The sequence below is a fragment of the Cloacibacterium sp. genome (genome assembly GCF_047601505.1).
GTDB lineage: Bacteria > Bacteroidota > Bacteroidia > Flavobacteriales > Weeksellaceae > Cloacibacterium.
The window spans coordinates 488327-506175 of sequence record NZ_JASGJD010000001.1; the positions used below are offsets into that span (position 1 = coordinate 488327).

The 17849-nt window shown below is 31.2% G+C and carries 18 protein-coding genes; 8 read left to right on the plus strand and 10 right to left on the minus strand.

Translation table 11 applies throughout. From position 1 onward, the window contains the following. Positions 1-130: 130 nt before the first annotated feature. Positions 131-913: a 5'/3'-nucleotidase SurE gene (surE, locus tag QM746_RS02205; protein WP_414982713.1), complete on the plus strand. Its 783-nt coding sequence runs from the start codon at positions 131-133 to the stop codon at positions 911-913. A 464-nt stretch (positions 914-1377) separates the two neighbouring features. Here surE and QM746_RS02210 read toward each other — a convergent pair whose 3' ends face one another. Together QM746_RS02210 and QM746_RS02215 are read right to left on the minus strand one after the other, a co-directional pair. Then, on the minus strand, positions 1378-2385 hold the full coding sequence (locus QM746_RS02210) for a TIR domain-containing protein (RefSeq protein ID WP_414982714.1): 1008 nt from the start codon (positions 2383-2385) through the stop codon (positions 1378-1380). 434 nt (positions 2386-2819) lie between these two features. Continuing rightward, a complete protein-coding gene (locus tag QM746_RS02215) occupies positions 2820-3299 on the minus strand; it encodes a hypothetical protein (protein ID WP_414982715.1) in 480 nt (159 codons plus the stop codon). A 210-nt stretch (positions 3300-3509) separates the two neighbouring features. On the opposite strand from QM746_RS02215, the gene QM746_RS02220 reads away from it, so the two are divergent. Further along, positions 3510-4025 carry a transposase gene (locus tag QM746_RS02220; protein ID WP_414982716.1) on the plus strand — a complete coding sequence of 172 codons (516 nt, stop codon included), beginning with the start codon at positions 3510-3512 and terminating at the stop codon, positions 4023-4025. Beyond that, positions 3964-5037, plus strand: coding sequence for a transposase (locus tag QM746_RS02225; RefSeq protein WP_414982717.1), 1074 nt, complete (start codon positions 3964-3966; stop codon positions 5035-5037). The genes QM746_RS02220 and QM746_RS02225 overlap by 62 nt, the downstream gene beginning before the upstream one ends. 146 nt (positions 5038-5183) lie before the next feature. On the opposite strand, the gene QM746_RS02230 is transcribed toward QM746_RS02225, so the two are convergent. After that, complete coding sequence (locus QM746_RS02230; RefSeq protein WP_414982718.1) at positions 5184-6140, minus strand: hypothetical protein; 957 nt, start codon at positions 6138-6140, stop codon at positions 5184-5186. Positions 6141-6885: 745 nt separating this feature from the next. On the opposite strand from QM746_RS02230, the gene QM746_RS02235 reads away from it, so the two are divergent. Continuing rightward, on the plus strand, positions 6886-7929 hold the full coding sequence (locus tag QM746_RS02235; protein ID WP_414982719.1) for a GMP reductase: 1044 nt from the start codon (positions 6886-6888) through the stop codon (positions 7927-7929). A 356-nt stretch (positions 7930-8285) separates the two neighbouring features. Here QM746_RS02235 and QM746_RS02240 read toward each other — a convergent pair whose 3' ends face one another. The 7 genes from QM746_RS02240 to QM746_RS02270 all read right to left on the minus strand — a co-directional run bounded on the left by QM746_RS02240 (position 8286) and on the right by QM746_RS02270 (position 14081). Next, complete coding sequence (locus QM746_RS02240) at positions 8286-8867, minus strand: nucleosidase (RefSeq protein ID WP_414982720.1); 582 nt, start codon at positions 8865-8867, stop codon at positions 8286-8288. A 60-nt stretch (positions 8868-8927) separates the two neighbouring features. Continuing rightward, positions 8928-9671, minus strand: a complete 744-nt coding sequence (gene fabG / locus QM746_RS02245) for a 3-oxoacyl-[acyl-carrier-protein] reductase (protein WP_414982721.1) — start codon at positions 9669-9671, stop codon at positions 8928-8930. Between the two features lie 96 nt (positions 9672-9767). After that, positions 9768-10442 carry a 16S rRNA (cytidine(1402)-2'-O)-methyltransferase gene (rsmI, locus tag QM746_RS02250; protein WP_414982722.1) on the minus strand — a complete coding sequence of 225 codons (675 nt, stop codon included), beginning with the start codon at positions 10440-10442 and terminating at the stop codon, positions 9768-9770. After that, a complete protein-coding gene (locus QM746_RS02255) occupies positions 10443-11003 on the minus strand; it encodes a hypothetical protein (RefSeq protein ID WP_414982723.1) in 561 nt (186 codons plus the stop codon). It abuts the gene before it with no gap. Positions 11004-11054: 51 nt separating this feature from the next. Continuing rightward, positions 11055-11645: a DapH/DapD/GlmU-related protein gene (locus QM746_RS02260; protein ID WP_414982724.1), complete on the minus strand. Its 591-nt coding sequence runs from the start codon at positions 11643-11645 to the stop codon at positions 11055-11057. Between the two features lies 1 nt (position 11646). After that, positions 11647-13023 carry a UDP-N-acetylmuramate--L-alanine ligase gene (locus tag QM746_RS02265; protein ID WP_414982725.1) on the minus strand — a complete coding sequence of 459 codons (1377 nt, stop codon included), beginning with the start codon at positions 13021-13023 and terminating at the stop codon, positions 11647-11649. 74 nt (positions 13024-13097) lie between these two features. Continuing rightward, entirely contained in the window at positions 13098-14081 is a 984-nt protein-coding gene (locus QM746_RS02270) for a hypothetical protein (protein WP_414982726.1), read from the minus strand. A gap of 56 nt (positions 14082-14137) precedes the next feature. Between QM746_RS02270 and QM746_RS02275 the strand changes: the two genes are divergently transcribed. The 4 genes from QM746_RS02275 to QM746_RS02290 are packed head-to-tail and all read left to right on the plus strand — an operon-like array spanning position 14138 to position 17837. Then, positions 14138-14722 carry a thymidine kinase gene (locus tag QM746_RS02275; protein WP_414982727.1) on the plus strand — a complete coding sequence of 195 codons (585 nt, stop codon included), beginning with the start codon at positions 14138-14140 and terminating at the stop codon, positions 14720-14722. 57 nt (positions 14723-14779) lie between these two features. Then, positions 14780-15091, plus strand: coding sequence for a hypothetical protein (locus tag QM746_RS02280; RefSeq protein ID WP_414982728.1), 312 nt, complete (start codon positions 14780-14782; stop codon positions 15089-15091). After that, positions 15081-15386: a type II toxin-antitoxin system RelE/ParE family toxin gene (locus tag QM746_RS02285; RefSeq protein ID WP_414982729.1), complete on the plus strand. Its 306-nt coding sequence runs from the start codon at positions 15081-15083 to the stop codon at positions 15384-15386. The genes QM746_RS02280 and QM746_RS02285 overlap by 11 nt, the downstream gene beginning before the upstream one ends. Further along, the gene (locus tag QM746_RS02290) at positions 15387-17837 is read left to right on the plus strand and encodes a bifunctional UDP-N-acetylmuramoyl-tripeptide:D-alanyl-D-alanine ligase/alanine racemase (RefSeq protein WP_414982730.1); all 2451 of its coding nucleotides are present in this window, start codon (positions 15387-15389) and stop codon (positions 17835-17837) included. Positions 17838-17849 lie beyond the last annotated feature (12 nt).

A 17849-nucleotide genomic window follows, 5' to 3' on the forward strand; every position in this document is an offset into this window, starting at 1 on the left:
AACAAGCTTGCAATATACCACAAAAAACGTTCCATTAATGTAACTTTTGCTATATATAGCATCTTAAATCTTTGTTAATATAACGTATAAAAGACTTTATTCTTATTAAAAAGGAGTAATTTTGTGTAAAATGAAAATTAAAATGACGAACAGACCCTTGATTTTGGTTACCAATGACGACGGAATTACCGCACCAGGAATTAGAAACCTGGTAAATTTTATGAACGAAATAGGCGATGTAGTGGTAGTAGCTCCCAACTCACCACAATCTGGAAAAGGACACGCCATCACCATTAATTCTACTTTAACTATTGAAGAAATACAACTAGAAGGTCCTCAAAAAGACTTTTCTTTGAGCGGAACTCCTGTAGATTGTGTGAAATTTGCTCTTGATAAAGTTCTAGACAGAAAACCAGATTTGGTAGTCTCTGGTATTAATCACGGCGCTAATTCTTCTATCAACGTTATCTATTCTGGCACCATGAGTGCTGCTGTAGAAGCAGGCGTAGAAGGTTTACAAGCCATAGGTTTTTCTTTGCTAGATTTTGCTTGGGATGCAGATTTTTCTCAAAGCAAAGAATTTATACAAACTCTTGTAAAAAAAGTTCTGGAAAACCCTCTTCCAAAAGGTATTGTATTGAATGTGAACATCCCAAAACTAAAAAAAGAAGAAATAAAAGGTATAAAAGTATGCCGACAAGCTCACGCAAAATGGGAAGAAAGTTTTGACGAACGAGTAAATCCTCACGGAAAAAAATACTACTGGCTAACAGGATATTTCAACAATATAGACCAAGACGAAAACGCAGACGAAAACGCTCTTGCCGATGGTTACATTTCTGTTGTCCCAGTAAAATTTGATTTAACCGCCCACGAATATTTACAAGAATTGGGAGAGGTTTTGAATGGATAGAACGTTTTGTGCTTTTTATAAAAAAATACAAGAGACTTTGTGAAGAGTCTCTTTTTTTTGTGAAAACAGATTTATTTTTTTTTAACTTTACAAAGCAACCAATAAATGAACGTTAATCTAGCCAAAAAGCATTTTCTTCTGCTGGCGCGAGCGTCTCGCTCGTGCTTATAATAACTAAAAGATGAGCAGTAATACAAATTTTGAAAATTAATGAAAATTGTTAATGTGGACACGAGCATGATGCTCGCGCCAGCAAAGGGAATTCAAATTATACTACGAACGAAAAAAAGGAGAAGGCAAACACAGTTTATTAGCCTTAAATAATGTAAAATGCAAACTGGTAAGCCGCATTTTTGCAGTCATCAAACGAGAAACGCCCTATGTAAAAACCCATCAATTTGCCAATTGAAAATATTTAAAATCTTTCTTGTTTTTTGACATAGAATATGTTAGCGGTAGTTATTTTAATCTTTATTATATTCAATATATTTTAAGTATGATTCCGAGCTTATTTCATCCAAATCTATTTCAATGTAAAAATTCCTGATATATTCAATAAATTTTGGGAAAATTTCTCTCAATTTTATTGTTTCATTGGTTAATTTTTTAAAATCCTCTTCATCTTTCTGATTTGCAAAAACATCAAAAGGTAAGCTTAAATTATAATCTCCTGAATTATTAGCAGTAAATAAATGTCCATATTTCAAAGTGTTATCCCAACAATGGTAAAACTCGGTAATTTTTTCTTTTAATTCTTGATTATATATATAGAAAGAATTACTTTCATATATTCCTTGCATTGTATACCAAAAATAAAATATTCTGTCTATAATTCTATTTGGCAACCGAAATAAAAAAGTATCAAAAGTTGGAATATGAACAGAGAATAATATTTTTTTTAAATTGTTTATGTCTTTTTCTCGTTTTATTTGCTCTAAATTCTTGGTTTCTTTTTCTTTTGGCTTATTAGGGTTTGATTCTATTATATTTGTAATTCCTATTAATAATTTACTTTTCAAATCACCTTTTCCATTTTTATCGTTTTTATCATTAATCCTAAATTTTGTTACCCTTCTTTTCTCTAAATCGAAAGGCAATTCAGTTTTGAAATCTCCGTAATTTTCATTAAAAAGTAAAATTATTCTTTCCCATCCTATTTGAGAAACTGCAAATCCTAATTCGAATATTACATTAGGATTAGGTGTTTTCCGTCCAACTTTTTCTGTATAATTTATCGTAGTTATGTCGCATACGAAAACGTCACAATTTGTTATTTTTTTTAATATTGAGTGGGGGATTTCTGGGCTTCCTGATTCGTTTCGAGTAGCTTCATCAATATTTAAGTTCAAAGAATCAAATTTTTCCTCAATTTCAGGAATGATTTTTTTTAATTCAATTCTGATAGCTTTTTCGTTTGTTTCTTTTTCTAAATCAGACTGCCATGAATAGAAAATAAATTTGTCATCTTTCATAAAAACTTATGGGAAACTTTGTGGTTATAATTACCGCTAACGACTCGGCGGCTTTGCGAAGTTTTCACAGGAAGCCTTGTTTCCGTGGGAAAATTTTCAAAAATACTTTTTGAGTTAGCTCAGCGTTCGTTTTTTTTTGTAAATTTAATAAAAAAATCAATCTGTTTTCACAAAAAAAAGAGACCTTTCTAGAAGTCTCTCAATATCTTTAAAAACTTTTTACGATAAACCCATAATGCTTAAAAAGGCTCCCGAAGTTTCTCCCCCTACCACAAGCGTCTTGCTCGTGCTTACACTAAATAAAAGATGAGCAGTAATACAAATTTTACAGATTAATGAAAATAGGTTATGCAGACAAGGGCATGATACTAGCGAATTTTATCTTTTTTAATGATTATTTTCTAAAAAGAGGAGTTGTGTTAGCAAAAGTACAACTATCTATTTTTGTATATTTTGAAATTGCCATATTTTTTCTCGTATTCTTTATTTAGGTTTAAAAAAATTAATGAATCTTTTTTAATTATAAATTTAGAATTCAAAAATTCAACGAAATATTTATTTTCAATTTTTGGTTTACAATTTTTCAGTGTTGTTTCAGGTAAATTAATTTCTCCAGGTTTTGATTCTTTCAGTTTTTTATTCAATGAAAAATCAGTTATATAATAACATTCATTTGGCTTTTCAGAATTTAAAATTAATGTGTCATTTATGTTATTCCATAAACCATTTGAAAATGAATTAGATAAATGTTCCGATTCTTTATATTCAAATTTATGATTTTTCAATAAAGTTAACGTTCCATTTGAATAAGGAAATCTTTTAACTTTCCATTCAGTTATAAAATCATTATTTTCATTTTTACAACTGAATAAAAAAAGAATGGAAATTATTAAAAGAATTTTCTCTAAACGCATTGCTGAATGTATTTCTGCTAACGTTCCGGCGCTTGGCGAGGTTGCGAGCTTCGGAACCTATTATTTTCTGTTAAAGATAAAATTTCTTGCGAAATGTAAACGTGAATTTACTACAAAATTCGCAATCTTGCCAAACGCCTGTGCCTGTTGCACAACTCAAATATAGTTAAAAACTGTTATTTATGATATAAAATTTTCGTAAATTTAAATATGCAAGGACGAAAACACTTTACACCACAACTGTTCTACGAACTCAGTCTAGATATGCTAGTTCCGGAGGATAATTATTATAGAAAATTGTTAACGGAACTCGATTTACATTTCATTTATAAATCTACTCAAAAATATTACGGTAAAGAAGGTCAAGAGAGTATAGATCCAGTAGTATTCTTCAAGATTTTGTTGGTAGGATATTTAAACAATATCAACTCAGATAGACAGTTGATAGCCTTTTGTAGCGATAGTTTGTCTATACGCTTGTATTTAGGATACGATATTCACGAACAATTACCTTGGCACAGCACCATCAGTAGAACACGAGGTTTGTATGGCGAAGAAGTCTTTTTAAATTTATTTAAACAAGTACTAAAAATGTGTGTAGATAAAGGCATGGTTCGTGGAAAACGCCAAGCTGTGGACAGCGTTTTTATTAAAGCCAACGCCAGTGTTAGAGAAGGAAGTTTTGGAAGATGCAAGTGCATTTGTCAACGAATTAGAAGAAAATAGCGAATTTAAAACCACCAGTACCAGAAAGAAACTCGTAGAACAGCACCACGCATGGAAAAAAGAAACCTACAAAGGAATGCCCGGCAATAGCAATGGTAAAAAGCTAGACGAAAACGGGAATCTAATCCGCCCGAAATATCTGTCCAATCACACCCATTATTCTCCCACAGATAGCGATGCCAGAGTGAGCGTAAAACCATGTAAAGCGAGACAACTCAACTATTTTGGACAAATTGCAGTAGATGATGCACATCATGTCATCACCGGCGCATGTTCAGATTTTGCAGATAAACGCGATAGCCAATGTTTAGAACAAATAGTAGAACTTACCGAAGAAAACTTAAACGAAAACGGAATAGAATTAGAAGAACTCTTAGCAGACGGCGGTTACAGCAGTGGCGAAGCATTGGCATATTTACACAAAAAAAACATCAATGCTTATATTCCAAATTTCGGACAATACAAAGCAGAGCGAGAGGGTTTTACCTACCACAAAGAAGAAAACTATTACCAATGTACAAAACCCGAAGGTAAGCAAGCCAAACTCCTTTTCAAAGGCGAGAAAATGGATAGTAAGGGTTACACCAAACGAACGTACCGAAGCAGCGAGAGTGATTGCAAAAACTGCCCACTAAGAGAGCCTTGTTGTGGCAAAAGTACCAAGTTTAAAAAAATAGACGACAGCATCCACAAAGAACATTACGATAGGATGCATCAAAAGCTTACCCATAATGCAAATTATGCCAAGAAAATGGTAAGAGTACGCAGTAAAACCGTGGAACCCGTTATTGGAACGTTGGTCAACTTCACCAACATGAAAAGAGTAAATACAAGAGGCATCAAAAATGCGAACAAACATGTACTCATGGCAAGTTTAACTTACAACTTGAAAAAATACTTGCGCTTTATCACCAAAAAATCGAGTATTTTAGCTCAAGTACTATCTCTAAAACAAGGGAAGAACTTTGCTTTTACAAATCAGTCATTCCAAGTATTAATAACTCAATTTTAAGCACTCCAATTTTACGCATTTTGAATCTTAATTAAAAATAAACCTCTCTAAAATTGCTTCTAAAGAGGTTGAATTTTATCTTTTTTAATGATTATTTTCTAAAAAGTGGAGTTGTGCAACAGCTACCATTGTTTCCTGCAGTAAAATTACCAATACACATATTCATATTTATATTCACTTTCTCCATCATCTCGGTTTGTAGTTTTTAAACTCAACTTTTCCCTTTCATTATATTCATATTTATCTACGTATTTTGAGCCACTTTGAACATCCTCATATATTTCTTGAATTAATAAGTTGTCTTTGTAAATATAAGTAGTTCTAGAGATAACCTTTCCTTTTTCAGATATTAGTTTTTCAGTAAGTTTTTTATTTTGATAGCTATATTTTGTCGAATTATCACCAGAGATTTCTGAAATTAAATTCCCTTCGCTATCGATTTCCTTTATTGTTGAATTCTTAATTCCAAAAGTGTTGTTTGAATAATCTACAATAATTTTGTTGTCCTGATACTTTGTAGATGAAGTACTTTCAACTTTCTTTTTAAAATTATATGTTTTAGAGCTAATTTCTTTTTGTTTGTCATTTAAGAAGGTTTCTGCAAGTAAATATTTTTTTCTTTTTAATAAATCTGTATAGCTTTTGCTTTTCAATAGACTTATTGTATCATTTATCTGTTTGATTTCGTCTAAATAGCTGAATTCGTTAAATTCTAAATCGTCAACGTTATTTACAAAATTTTCTGTTTCTTTAGTAAGATAAGTGTACGTTTTATTTGTTTTTTTATCACTAGAATAAATTTCAATCTCAACTCCAACATTTGAATGAGCAAAAGTTAAACTTTTCATGTTATTTTCATTATCCCATTGAAAATACCAAACGGCAAAAACTTTATCACCGTTAAATTCTGAATTTTTAATAAAATATGGTTTGCCATTTCTGTTGAAGTTTTGAATAATTCCAATTTTATCATTTTTAGAAATAGTTATTTGTTTAACTCCGTCATTGTTGTCACTTAACCACATGAAGTCTTTATCTATGTTTTGTGCTTTAACATAGAATGAAGTTAAAAATAAAATTATAGCGATTTTTGTTTTTAGCATGATGTTTATTTATTGCCTACAACGACTCGGCGGATTTGCGAAGTTTTCACAAGAAGTAAGGCTTCCGTGGGAAAATTTTGTAAAATACTTTTGAGTTAGCTCAGCGTTCGTTTTTTTTGTTTTGTAAATTTAATAAAAAATCAATCTGTTTTCACAAAAAAAGAGACCTTTCTAGAAGTTTCTTCAATATCTTTAAAAACTTTCTACGATAAACACATAATGCTTAAAAAGGCTACCAAAGTTTCTCCCCCTACTGCGAGCGTCTCACTCGTGCTTACAATAAATAAAAAAGATGAGCAGTAATACAAATTTTGAAAATTAATGAAATTTGGTAATGCAGACACGGGCAAGACGCTTGCGCCAACAACGGAAACCCTACAACTTCTAGAAAATTTATAAAACCTCACTCTTGAAAATTTCTAACGTTAGTCCCCAAAATAAACCCAAAAAATCCGCAAAATGCGGATTTTTTATAGGCATCAATTGGAGTTTTCTAAAGCTAAAATAGGAGTTTTGCTTTGGGTTTGTTCGTGGTTTGTTCGCGTTTCCTTCGAGTCACGTTCGGAAAAGTACCCTTTTTTACGAACAAACCACGAACAAACCTAAAACCTGAGTAAAACAAGACCCTAATAAAACTGCAGAGAATTGCGCCGTTACCTAAATTGTTTTGAATGATAAATTAGTCGTATTTTTCTGCTCAACAAATCCAAAATTTCCTTATTTTTAACAAAATTTTTTAATCAAAATGCGCATAGAATACGATATAAAATTGGGTTTCAAAGACGTAATGTTTCGCCCAAAACGTTCTACACTTAAATCTCGTTCTCAAGTAAGTTTAGACAGAGAATTTACCTTTAGAAATTCTAAAAAAACTTGGACTGGCGTTCCTATTATTGCTGCCAATATGGATACTGTAGGAACTTTTGAAATGGCTACAGCTTTGGCTTCAGAAAAAATAATGACGGCAATTCACAAACATTATTCTATAGAAGAGTGGACAGAATTTCTAGAAAATTCGCCAGAAAGTATTTATCAATACATCGCCATAAGCTCTGGAACTGGCAGTGCAGACGAAGAAAAAATTAAACAAATTATTGGCAAATTCCCAAAAATAGATTTTATCTGCATTGATGTAGCCAATGGTTATTCGGAGCATTTTGTAAATTTTGTAAAAAAAGTAAGAGCAACTTTTCCAGATAAAACCATTATTGCAGGCAACGTGGTAACCGGAGAAATGGTAGAAGAACTTATTTTGGCTGGTGCAGACATTATAAAAGTAGGAATTGGCCCTGGTTCTGTGTGTACAACTAGAGTAAAAACTGGCGTTGGATATCCTCAACTTTCGGCAATTATAGAATGTGCAGATGCAGCGCATGGATTGGGCGGACACATCATTGGTGATGGTGGTTGCAAAGTTCCTGGTGATGTAGCAAAAGCTTTCGGTGGCGGTGCAGATTTTGTAATGCTAGGCGGAATGCTTGCTGGCCATGACGAAAATGGTGGAGAATTAATTGAAGAAAATGGTAAAAAATTTAGACTTTTCTACGGAATGAGTTCTAAAACCGCAATGGACAAACACAGTGGCGGCGTTGCAGAATACAGAGCTTCTGAAGGAAAAACTGTAAAAGTAAAATACAAAGGTTCGGTTTCTGAAACTACTAAAGATATTTTGGGGGGAGTTCGCTCTACTTGTACTTATGTTGGCGCTTCTCAATTAAAAGAACTTTCTAAAAGAACTACTTTTATACGAGTGCAAGAGCAACACAACGAAGTATTTGGAAATGAATAAATTAAATTTTAAAAAGCCTTATAAATAGGCTTTTTTATCTTAATAAAGAATAGTAAAATTCTATGGTGTAAGATGCATAATTAAAAAATGTTGATTTTCAATAAAATAATTAAATTTATTCTTGCGTAATTAATTTATTATTTATATTTTTGCATCCACAAAACACACATGCTAACATATATTATAACTTACTGAGTTATACTATTTTAAATCCTCGCCTCGGGGATTTTTTTTTGCGCTTTTTTCAGCAAACTCGCTTTCATAAATGAAACAAATTTATTCATAAATTTTTATATTTAAATTATTAATAAAAATATACATTTATTTTGCGAATTTGATAAAAAACCAAGAAAGTACTATTTATCAAATAATATTTTCTTAAAAGCCGAAGCCGCATACTTTACTTGTTCTACCCAATCTTCTGCTGCACCACCATCTGCACCATCAGAAATGAATTTAAGGCTTAAAAACGGTATATTTTCTTCCTTAGAAACTTTTGCCAATGCAAACGCTTCCATTTCTATAATGTTGTATTCTGGGTTTTTGTGCTCCATTTCAAATTGGTCTCCGCTACCACAAATTCCTTTGGGTAAACCTTCTAATTCAATTCCATATTCTAAAATAACGGCATCTGTAGAAAATGGTGTTTCAAATTTTTGAAAGCCTAATGCCATTACATCCATATCTCGTTGTATAAACTCGGTACAACACACTACTTCTCCTTTATTAAATTTGGTGCTTCCAGCAGTTCCAAGATTGATGATAATATCTGGATTATGCTTTTGAATAGCTTTTAAAAGGTTATACGTTGCATTAATTTTCCCAACGCCTACAAAGGCTACATTTTCTCCAGAAAACGCTGTTCCTGCTTCTTTTTCTAAAGCGAAAACAAAAAGCGGATTTTGATAAATTTTATTGTTTATTTTAATATTTTCCATTGTAAAAATGAAAAGACTTCCGAAGAAGTCTTTTATGTTTATTTATTGATTTTCATTTCATTAAGTAAGCATTCCGCCGTCAACATTCAAAACTTGACCCGTAATATAACCAGACATTTCTGAACCTAAGAAAACACAAGCATTAGCAACATCTTCCGGAGTTCCACCTCTTTTCAATGGGATAGCATCTCTCCAACCTTGTACTGTTTTTTCGTCTAAAACTGCTGTCATTTCGGTTTCTATAAAACCTGGAGCAATGGCGTTACATCTAATATTTCTAGAACCCAATTCTAAAGCTACAGATTTTGTAAAACCAATAACTCCTGCTTTAGAAGCTGCATAATTGGCTTGTCCGGCATTTCCTTTTACACCAACTACAGAAGTCATGTTGATAATAGAACCGTTTCTAGCCTTCATCATTGGTTTAATTACCGCCTTAGTAAGGTTGAATACAGAATCTAAATTTACTTTGATAATGGTATCCCAATCTTCTTTAGACATTCTCAGCATCAAATTATCTCTGGTAATCCCAGCATTATTGATAAGAATATCAATTTTTCCGAATTCTGCCATCACATCATCTACTAATTTCTGTGCAGCTTCGTGGTCTGAAGCATCAGATTGATATGCTTTTATTTGAGTAACAGAACTTAAAGAATTTTCTAATTCTTGCGCTTTTTCTACAGAACCAGCATACGTAAAAGCTACTTTTGCACCTTGAGCCGCAAAAACTTCTACAATTCCTCTGCCAATTCCACGTGTTCCTCCTGTAATAAGAGCCACTTTTCCTTCGAGTAATTTCATTATGTATATATTATTTTTTTACTTTGAATTTTTGCAAATTTAATAGAAAATATTTACTCTTCATTCAAAGCTTTGCTTTCAAATTATTTTAACCAATTAAATAGCATTATTTATTATCAAAACAATCTCCCCTTTCAAAGTTTTGCTTTTAGAAAAAGTAATCAATTCATCTATCGTTCCTCGTTTTGTTTCTTCGAATTTTTTAGAGATTTCTCTACTTAAACTCACTTTGGTATTTTCACCAAAAACCTCTTTAATTTGTTCTAAAGTAGTATTAATTTTATGTGGACTTTCGTACAAAATGATGGTTTTTTTCTCTTCGGCGAGTTGTTTTAGTTTGGTTTGTCTGCCTTTTTTCTGAGGAAGAAATCCTGCGAAATAAAAATCGTGATTGGGCAAACCCGAAACCACCAAAGCCGGGACAAAAGCCGTAGCTCCCGGCAAACAAATCATCTCCAATTCTTCATCTGCACACGCTTTTCCGAGCAAATAACCCGGATCTGAAATCCCTGGAGTTCCTGCATCGGTAATGATGGCAATGTTTTGTCCGGATTTTAAATCGTCAATTACTTTTTCGGTTGCAGTATGTTCGTTATGAAGATGATACGATTTAAGAGGTTTTGAAATTTCGTAATGTTTCAACAAAATCCCCGAAGTTCTAGTGTCTTCGCAAAGGATATAATCTACTTCTTTCAGCACTTTTATCGCTCTGAAAGTCATATCTTCTAGATTTCCAATCGGTGTTGGAACAAAATATAAAATTCCTGACATTTATTTTAAATATTTAAAACCAAAAATTCCTTTGTTGAAAATAACATTTATGGTATCTCTATTTTTAGTATTTTCTAAAGAATTAAAATGATTTCTTTTTCTAATTTCATCAATTTTTTGCAGATGCTTTCCATCATCAATATAACCTTTATCCCCCATAAGTGAAATATAAGTTTCTTCTTTAAGAATTGTATAAACAACTTTTTCCTTTTCTTTAGTATATAATTGATTAATAAACAAAGAGTTATTTGTAATAAATTTTGTAATAAAAATAAATCCAAAAACAATTGAAAAAAGCAAAATCATAACTAAATCGAAAATTTTTTCTTTAACTTTCTCAATCTTAAATAAAACAAAAAGTATAAATATTAACCATAATGCTAGGTATATTTTCCAAGAATAATTGTCTTCAAATTTTTCAATTTCAGTGTCGAGATATACTAAATTAATGAATGGTTTCAGTACAAAACTATAAATAGAAAATATTAAAATAAAAATACCATAATATAAAATATCATTTAGTTTTATCTGCTTTCCAAAAATGTTAATACTTTTTTTCATTTATTTTAGATTCCTAATTTGTTGTGGAACAAAATATAAAATTCCTGACATTTATTTAATTTGTTCAATTAATTCTAGTCTTTTCACAACTGTATTTTTCATCAAAATAGTTCCTGGCGTAAGAACTGCATTAGCTCCTATTTTAGAAAAATCTCCTACCAAAGCACCAAATTTTTCTACTTTAGTATTGATAATTTCTTCATTAATCTTCACAAAAATTTCTTTATCTTTTCTTTCATTAAAATGATTTGCCGTAATAGAACCTGCTTCAAAATTAACATTACTCCCAATAATACTATCACCTATAAAATTAAAATGAGCTACAGAAGAATTATCAAAAATGATTGAAGATTTTACTTCTACACCCATTCCTATTTTAACATTTTCTGAAAGAAAAACCCCATTCCTCAAACAAGCATTAGAACCTACAAAACAATTTTTTCCAATTACAATTGGGGCTTTTAAAATTGCATTTTCCTCTACAATTGCTGTTTTATGTATGGCAATTCCATCTTTACTTTCAAAATCTTCAGAAAGTATTTTAATTTTTTCTAAAATAATAGATTCTAAATTTTTGATAATTAACCAAGGTAGATCTTCATCAAATTTATCTTGAAAATTAGAAATATAATTTCCTATCATTTTACAAACTATTGAAAAGTTCCTTACAAAATTCTTCCAAACTAGGATCTCTCGCTCCCATCAAAAGAAGCACAGAACTGCTTGATAAAGAAGACTTAACCTCATTTAAAAAATCATTTCTATCTTCTACAAAAAACGCTTTTTTGCCTTTTGCTTGTATATCTTTAATTAAATCGTTGGCAGAAATATCTTTAACAGCAGTTCCGCCAGCATAAAATATTTCGCTCATCCAAATTTCATCATTTTCTCTAAGAACATTTGAAATTTCTTCTACAAAATCTTTTCTCAAAAACCTTGTTGGTCCATAACCATGCGGTTGAAACCAAGCCACCACTTTCTCGGCTAGCGGTTGACAAGCCTTAATACTTGCGGCACATTTTACAGGATTGTGCGCATAATCATCAATTACCCAAACTCCGTTTTTCTGTCCCAAAATTTGATGACGACGGTAAATTCCTTCATACTTTGATAAACTTTCGGCACAAATTTTTAAATCTACACCAATTTGATTGGCAACAGCAATTGCAGCCGTTGCATTTTCCACAGAATGTTGACCAATGGCGTTCATTTCAAAAGATTGACCATTTAATTCAAAACTCAAATGAAAACCTTCTTGTTTGAAGTTTTTGGCATTAAAACCTGCTTCATTATTCTCAAAACCAAAATCAACTTTAGCATTCGCCGACAAAGATTTAGCTAATATATTTGATTGATTTACAATGAATAAACTCTTAGAATTATTTTTAAAAATCGTAAATAAATGGATAAGTTCTTCTATTTCTTGATGGTCTTTGTCTATATTAAGAAGAAGCCCTATTTCTGGTTCGTATTGAACCACAGAACCATCACTTTCGTCTGCTTCTATAATAAGCCAATCTCCTTTTCCTACGGCTGCATTTCCAATTTTTCCTTGTTTGATAATAGAAGTTAAACCCGCTCCAGAAATTATGGAAGGCTCTAAACCAGCATCTAACAAAATTTGAAAAAGCATGGCAGAAGTGGTAGATTTACCAGAAGTTCCGGCAACTGCAATTGTTTTTTTGCTTTTGGCAATCATCGCCAAAAGTTGACTTCTTTTGATAATCGGAATTCCTAATTCTTTGGCTTTTTTTACTTCGTAAACCGTATCTTCAATTGCAGTAGAAACTACAATTAAATCTGTTTCAGAAGTAATTCCGCTTCCGTCTTGTAAGAAACATTTTATTCCTTCATTTTCTAGTTGTTCCTTGGTTTTATTGTATTCGTTTGGGTGAAAATAACGATCACTTCCCGAAACATTTTTACCAATTCCTTGTAAATATTGAGCAATTGCGCTCATCCCAACTCCGGCAACTCCTATGAAAAAGGGATTTTTAAAATCTGAAATATTTTGAATCATAATTATTTGTTGGGTGATGGATGTTTGATGATGGATGTTTTTTCTTACATCCAGCTTCCCGCATCCAGCAAATTTTATAAAAATTTATTCTCTACCAAACCCCACAATCTTTGGGCATATTCGTCTACTTTTTGCCAATTTCTTTCGTAGTAAACATCGCTTAGATAATCTTTGGCTTGGTCTAAAGTTTTGTAAGAATTTAATCTAGAAACTACTTCATTCAATTCTACTTGGCTACCCCCGAAAAGCACTTTTGTAAATGCAATTTTATCATTAATATCCAACTTGAAATCTGGCAAAGTTTTTTCTGCTTCCATATATTCTTTTGGCATATTATTTTTTACCAAACTAGGATTATGAGCAGGCACTTCCTCTTTCGGTTCTTCCTTTATTTCTTCGGGAATATTCATTAAATGGTCATCATCAAAAAGACTTTGCACAATTTGCAAACCTTTGATGTGAGAAAGTTTAAATTTTTTAGAATGATGTGGAGATTCGTGTATTTCAGTAGGTTCTACAGTTTTTTCAGGATGAATTGGTTTCTCTATTTCAACAATTTTTCGGCGTTCTTCGTGCAATCTTTCTTCTTCGTCTTTCTTTTCAATTTCATCTTTTGCACTAGAAATTTCTTGCAATTCTTCGTTTTCCTCATTTTGAAGATTCTCAGACAAAATATTTTGTTCTATCTCTTTTTCTAAGAAATATTCTTCGTCTAAATGCTCTATAACATTAGACTCTTCATCTACAACTTCCTCATTATCAACAGTTTGTTCTTGTTCCGCAATTTCTTCTTCAACCTCTTGAATTTCAATAATTTGCTTAGTCTCGATTTCAAAATTTATCACATTTCTTTCCACAAGCTCTTCTTCTTTCTGTTCTTCAAAAAGAAAATCGCTCACGTTGTTGTAAATTTTCAATTCAGAAACTTTTTCAGAAAAGTTTTTAATTTTTTCTAAATTATTAATGAAATCTTCTTGAGAAGAAAAACCAGAAAACTCTTGCAAGAGTGCCTTAACCTCTTGATATACTTTATCTTGAGTTTCTTTTAAAATTTGCATATTAAATCTTTTAAAATTGCTTAATTTTGAAACTAATTTATCTGCTAATTTAGAGAATGTTTTTAGAAAATACAATAAACCACGCAAAACAAAGTGGTTGGATGGAAGTAATCTGTGGATCAATGTTTTCTGGTAAAACCGAAGAATTGATACGCAGATTGCGTCGTGCTGAAATGGCAGGACAAAAAGTGGAAATTTTTAAACCAAAAGTGGACACTAGGTATGACGATGTGGAAGTGGTTTCGCACAATCACAACAAAATTATGAGTACACCTGTAGAAAGTTCTAACGAGATTTTACTCCTTGGTTCTACTTGTGATGTAATTGGAATTGATGAAGCTCAATTTTTTGACGAAGGAATTGTAGAAGTAGCTAATCAATTGGCAAACAATGGCATAAGAATTGTTATTGCTGGCTTGGATATGGATTTTTTGGGGCGACCTTTCGGGCCAATGCCTTATCTAATGGCAACGGCAGAATATGTAACCAAAGTGCATGCTATTTGTAAAAAAACAGGAAATCTTGCCAATTATTCTATGAGAATTTCTCAAAACCAAGATTTGGTACAACTCGGAGAAACAGACAGTTACGAAGCGGTAAGCCGAAGAGTTTTTGTAGATGATGTTTTGAATAAAAAATAAAACTTTCATATTTTTATTATATTTGTAATTAATTATAATATTAAAAACTATTGAAAAATGATAGTAGAAATTCAAAATTACATTAAGATAAGCAATTCAATAGACGAAATATTGAAGAACTCACCGTTTAAACTTAAGTTTATTATAGAAAAAACTGGCATTTCTGAACCTTCTTTTTTCAGAAAAATGAGAGAGAAAAAATTCTCTGCCGAAGAACTTTTAAAAATAGCTGAAGTAATAGCGCCTGAAGAAGCTTTATTAAATTCTTTGCAAGAAGCAGAAGAAGATTTTGAAAAAGGCAATTATTATACTCACCAAGATGTATTAGAAAATTCTAAAAATAGATTTTTAAGCAAATATGGAAATTAAATGGTCTAAGTTTGCGTTAAATGATCTTGAACAGATTGAAGATTATATTGGAAAAAATTTTTCTTTCAAAGAATATGAAAAATTTATAAACTTACTAAACCATAAGATTTCAATCATTATAAATAGAAATGTAAAATTTCAAAAATTAGAAAAATTTCCAAATTATAATAAACTGTTATTAACAGAACAAACCACCTTGATTTATCGTTTAGAAGAAGATTGTTTGAAAATTTTTAGACTTTACAATAATTATCAAGATGATGACAAAAAATTCATCATAGATGATTTAAAATAAATGAACTACACCACAAAACAAATCGCAGAAATTACTCAATCTCAACTGATTGGTAATAAAGATTTGAAAATTCAGCACATTGCTTTTGATAGCAGAAGCATCTATTCGGTAATAAAAACTGCATTTATTGCCATCAATACTCCTACCAATTCTGGAGAAAAATACATTTCTCAAGCCATTGAAAAAGGAATAAAAATTATTATATCAGAAAATTTTCATCCAGAATTTGACGGAATTACGTGGATAATTGTAGAAAATTCTGTGAAATTTTTACAAGATTTAGCAAAATATCAGGTTGAAAAAAATCCTCAACTCAAAACAATAGGAATTACAGGAAGTAACGGAAAAACCATCGTTAAAGAATGGCTCTACCAGTGTCTTTGGAACGAAATGCCAACGGTAAAATCTCCAAAAAGTTTCAATTCTCAGATTGGTTTGCCACTTTCTTTGCTTCAAATTTCTGAAAAACATCAATTAGGAATTTTTGAAGTAGGAATTTCTAAACCTTCGGAAATGCAAGTTTTAGAAGACATTTTTTCTCCCAAAATAGGCGTTCTTACGCATATTGGAACTGCGCATTCTTCAAATTTTAAAAATGAAGAAGAATTGATTAGTGAAAAAATCTTGCTTTTTAAAAACTCCGAAACTATTATTTTCAACGGAGATAACGTATTGGTTTACAATAAAATAAAAGACATTTATACTGAGAAAAAGTTGATAAGTTTTGGTTTGGAAAATAGAAATGATGTAAAAATTATTTCCGACCCAGAAAATCTAAACGAAGAAATAAAAGTTCAGTATTTTAACGAAGAATTCTCTTTCCCAGCCAATCAAAGAGACGAAGCTACGCTTACCAATGCTTTGGCTCTAGTGTGTGTGATGAAAGAACTCCACTTTTCTAACGAAAAAATTATTGAAAAAATTAATGCTTTAAAGGCTGTAGAAATGCGTCTTGAGAGTGTAAACGGAGTTCGTAACAATTTGATAATCAATGATTCTTTTAATCTTGATTTGGATTCTCTTATTATTGCTTATCAGTTTATAAAACAATACAATAAAGCCGAAAAAACACTAATTCTTACCGACATTATAGATGTAAAAGAAGACGAATTTTCTCTTTACAATAAAGTTGCAGACCTCACCAACGAACAAAATTTTTCTCAAGTTTTCTTAATTGGTACTCAAATTACCAGATTTAAAGAAAAATTCAAAGCTAAAACTTTCACTTTTAGAAAAACAAAGAAATTAATTGAAAGTCAACAACTTGAACAATTAGAAAATCAATTGATTTTATTAAAAGGTGCCAGAATTTTCGAAATTGATCAAATAAAAAAACATTTAGAACTTCAGAAACACGATACGGTTTTAGAAATAAATCTGAATTCTATTATTCATAACATCAACGTTCACAAAGCCTTATTGAAACCAGAAACTAAAGTTTGTGCAATGGTAAAAGCATATTCTTATGGTTTGGGAGGCTACGAAATTGCAGAATTTCTACAACATCATCATATTGATTATCTGGGAGTTGCGTTTGCAGATGAAGGAGTAGATTTGCGAAAAAATGGTATTACTACTCCAATTTTGGTAATGAATCCAGAGCAAGGCAGTTATGATACTATTATAGATTATAATCTGGAACCCGAGATTTACAGTTTACGAGTTTTAGAATTATTTACCCATCAACTTCAACTGAAAGGAATCCAAAGAAAATATCCTATTCATTTAAAAATTGAAACAGGGATGCACCGTCTTGGCTTTAAAGAATATGAAATTGATGAACTTTTGGCTCAACTCAAAAAATACAATGTAAAAGTTGCCAGTATTTTTAGTCATCTTTCTTCGTCTGATATTCCTGAAGAAAAAGAATATACACTTTCTCAAATAGAAATTTTTAAAAGAGTTTCGGATAAAATTATTAAAGAACTAGATTACAAACCAATAAGACATATTCTTAATTCTTCTGGCATTACTAATTACACTGATTATCAATTTGATATGGTAAGAATTGGCATCGGGATGATTGGTATTTCTCCAACACCAGAGATTAAAGAACAATTACAAAATGCAGTAACTTTTAAAACAGTAATTTCTCAAATTTCTGAAGTTAAAAAAGGAGATTCTATTGGATATAGCAGAAAATATAAAGCAGAAAAAGATACCAGAGTTGCCACAATACCAGTAGGTTATGCAGACGGAATACCAAGATTAATTGGTAATAAAATCGGTTTTGTAGGTATTCACAAAGAAAAAGTTCCTATTATTGGGAATATTTGTATGGATATGCTAATGGCAGATATAGGAAATATTGCTGCAAAAGATGGTGATGAAGTAATTATTTTTAACGGAAATCCTACTTTAGAAGAATTTTCAGAATACTGTAAAACAATACCTTACGAAGTTTTAACTTCAATTTCTAGAAGGGTAAAAAGAATATATATCAAAAATTAAAAACCTCAATTC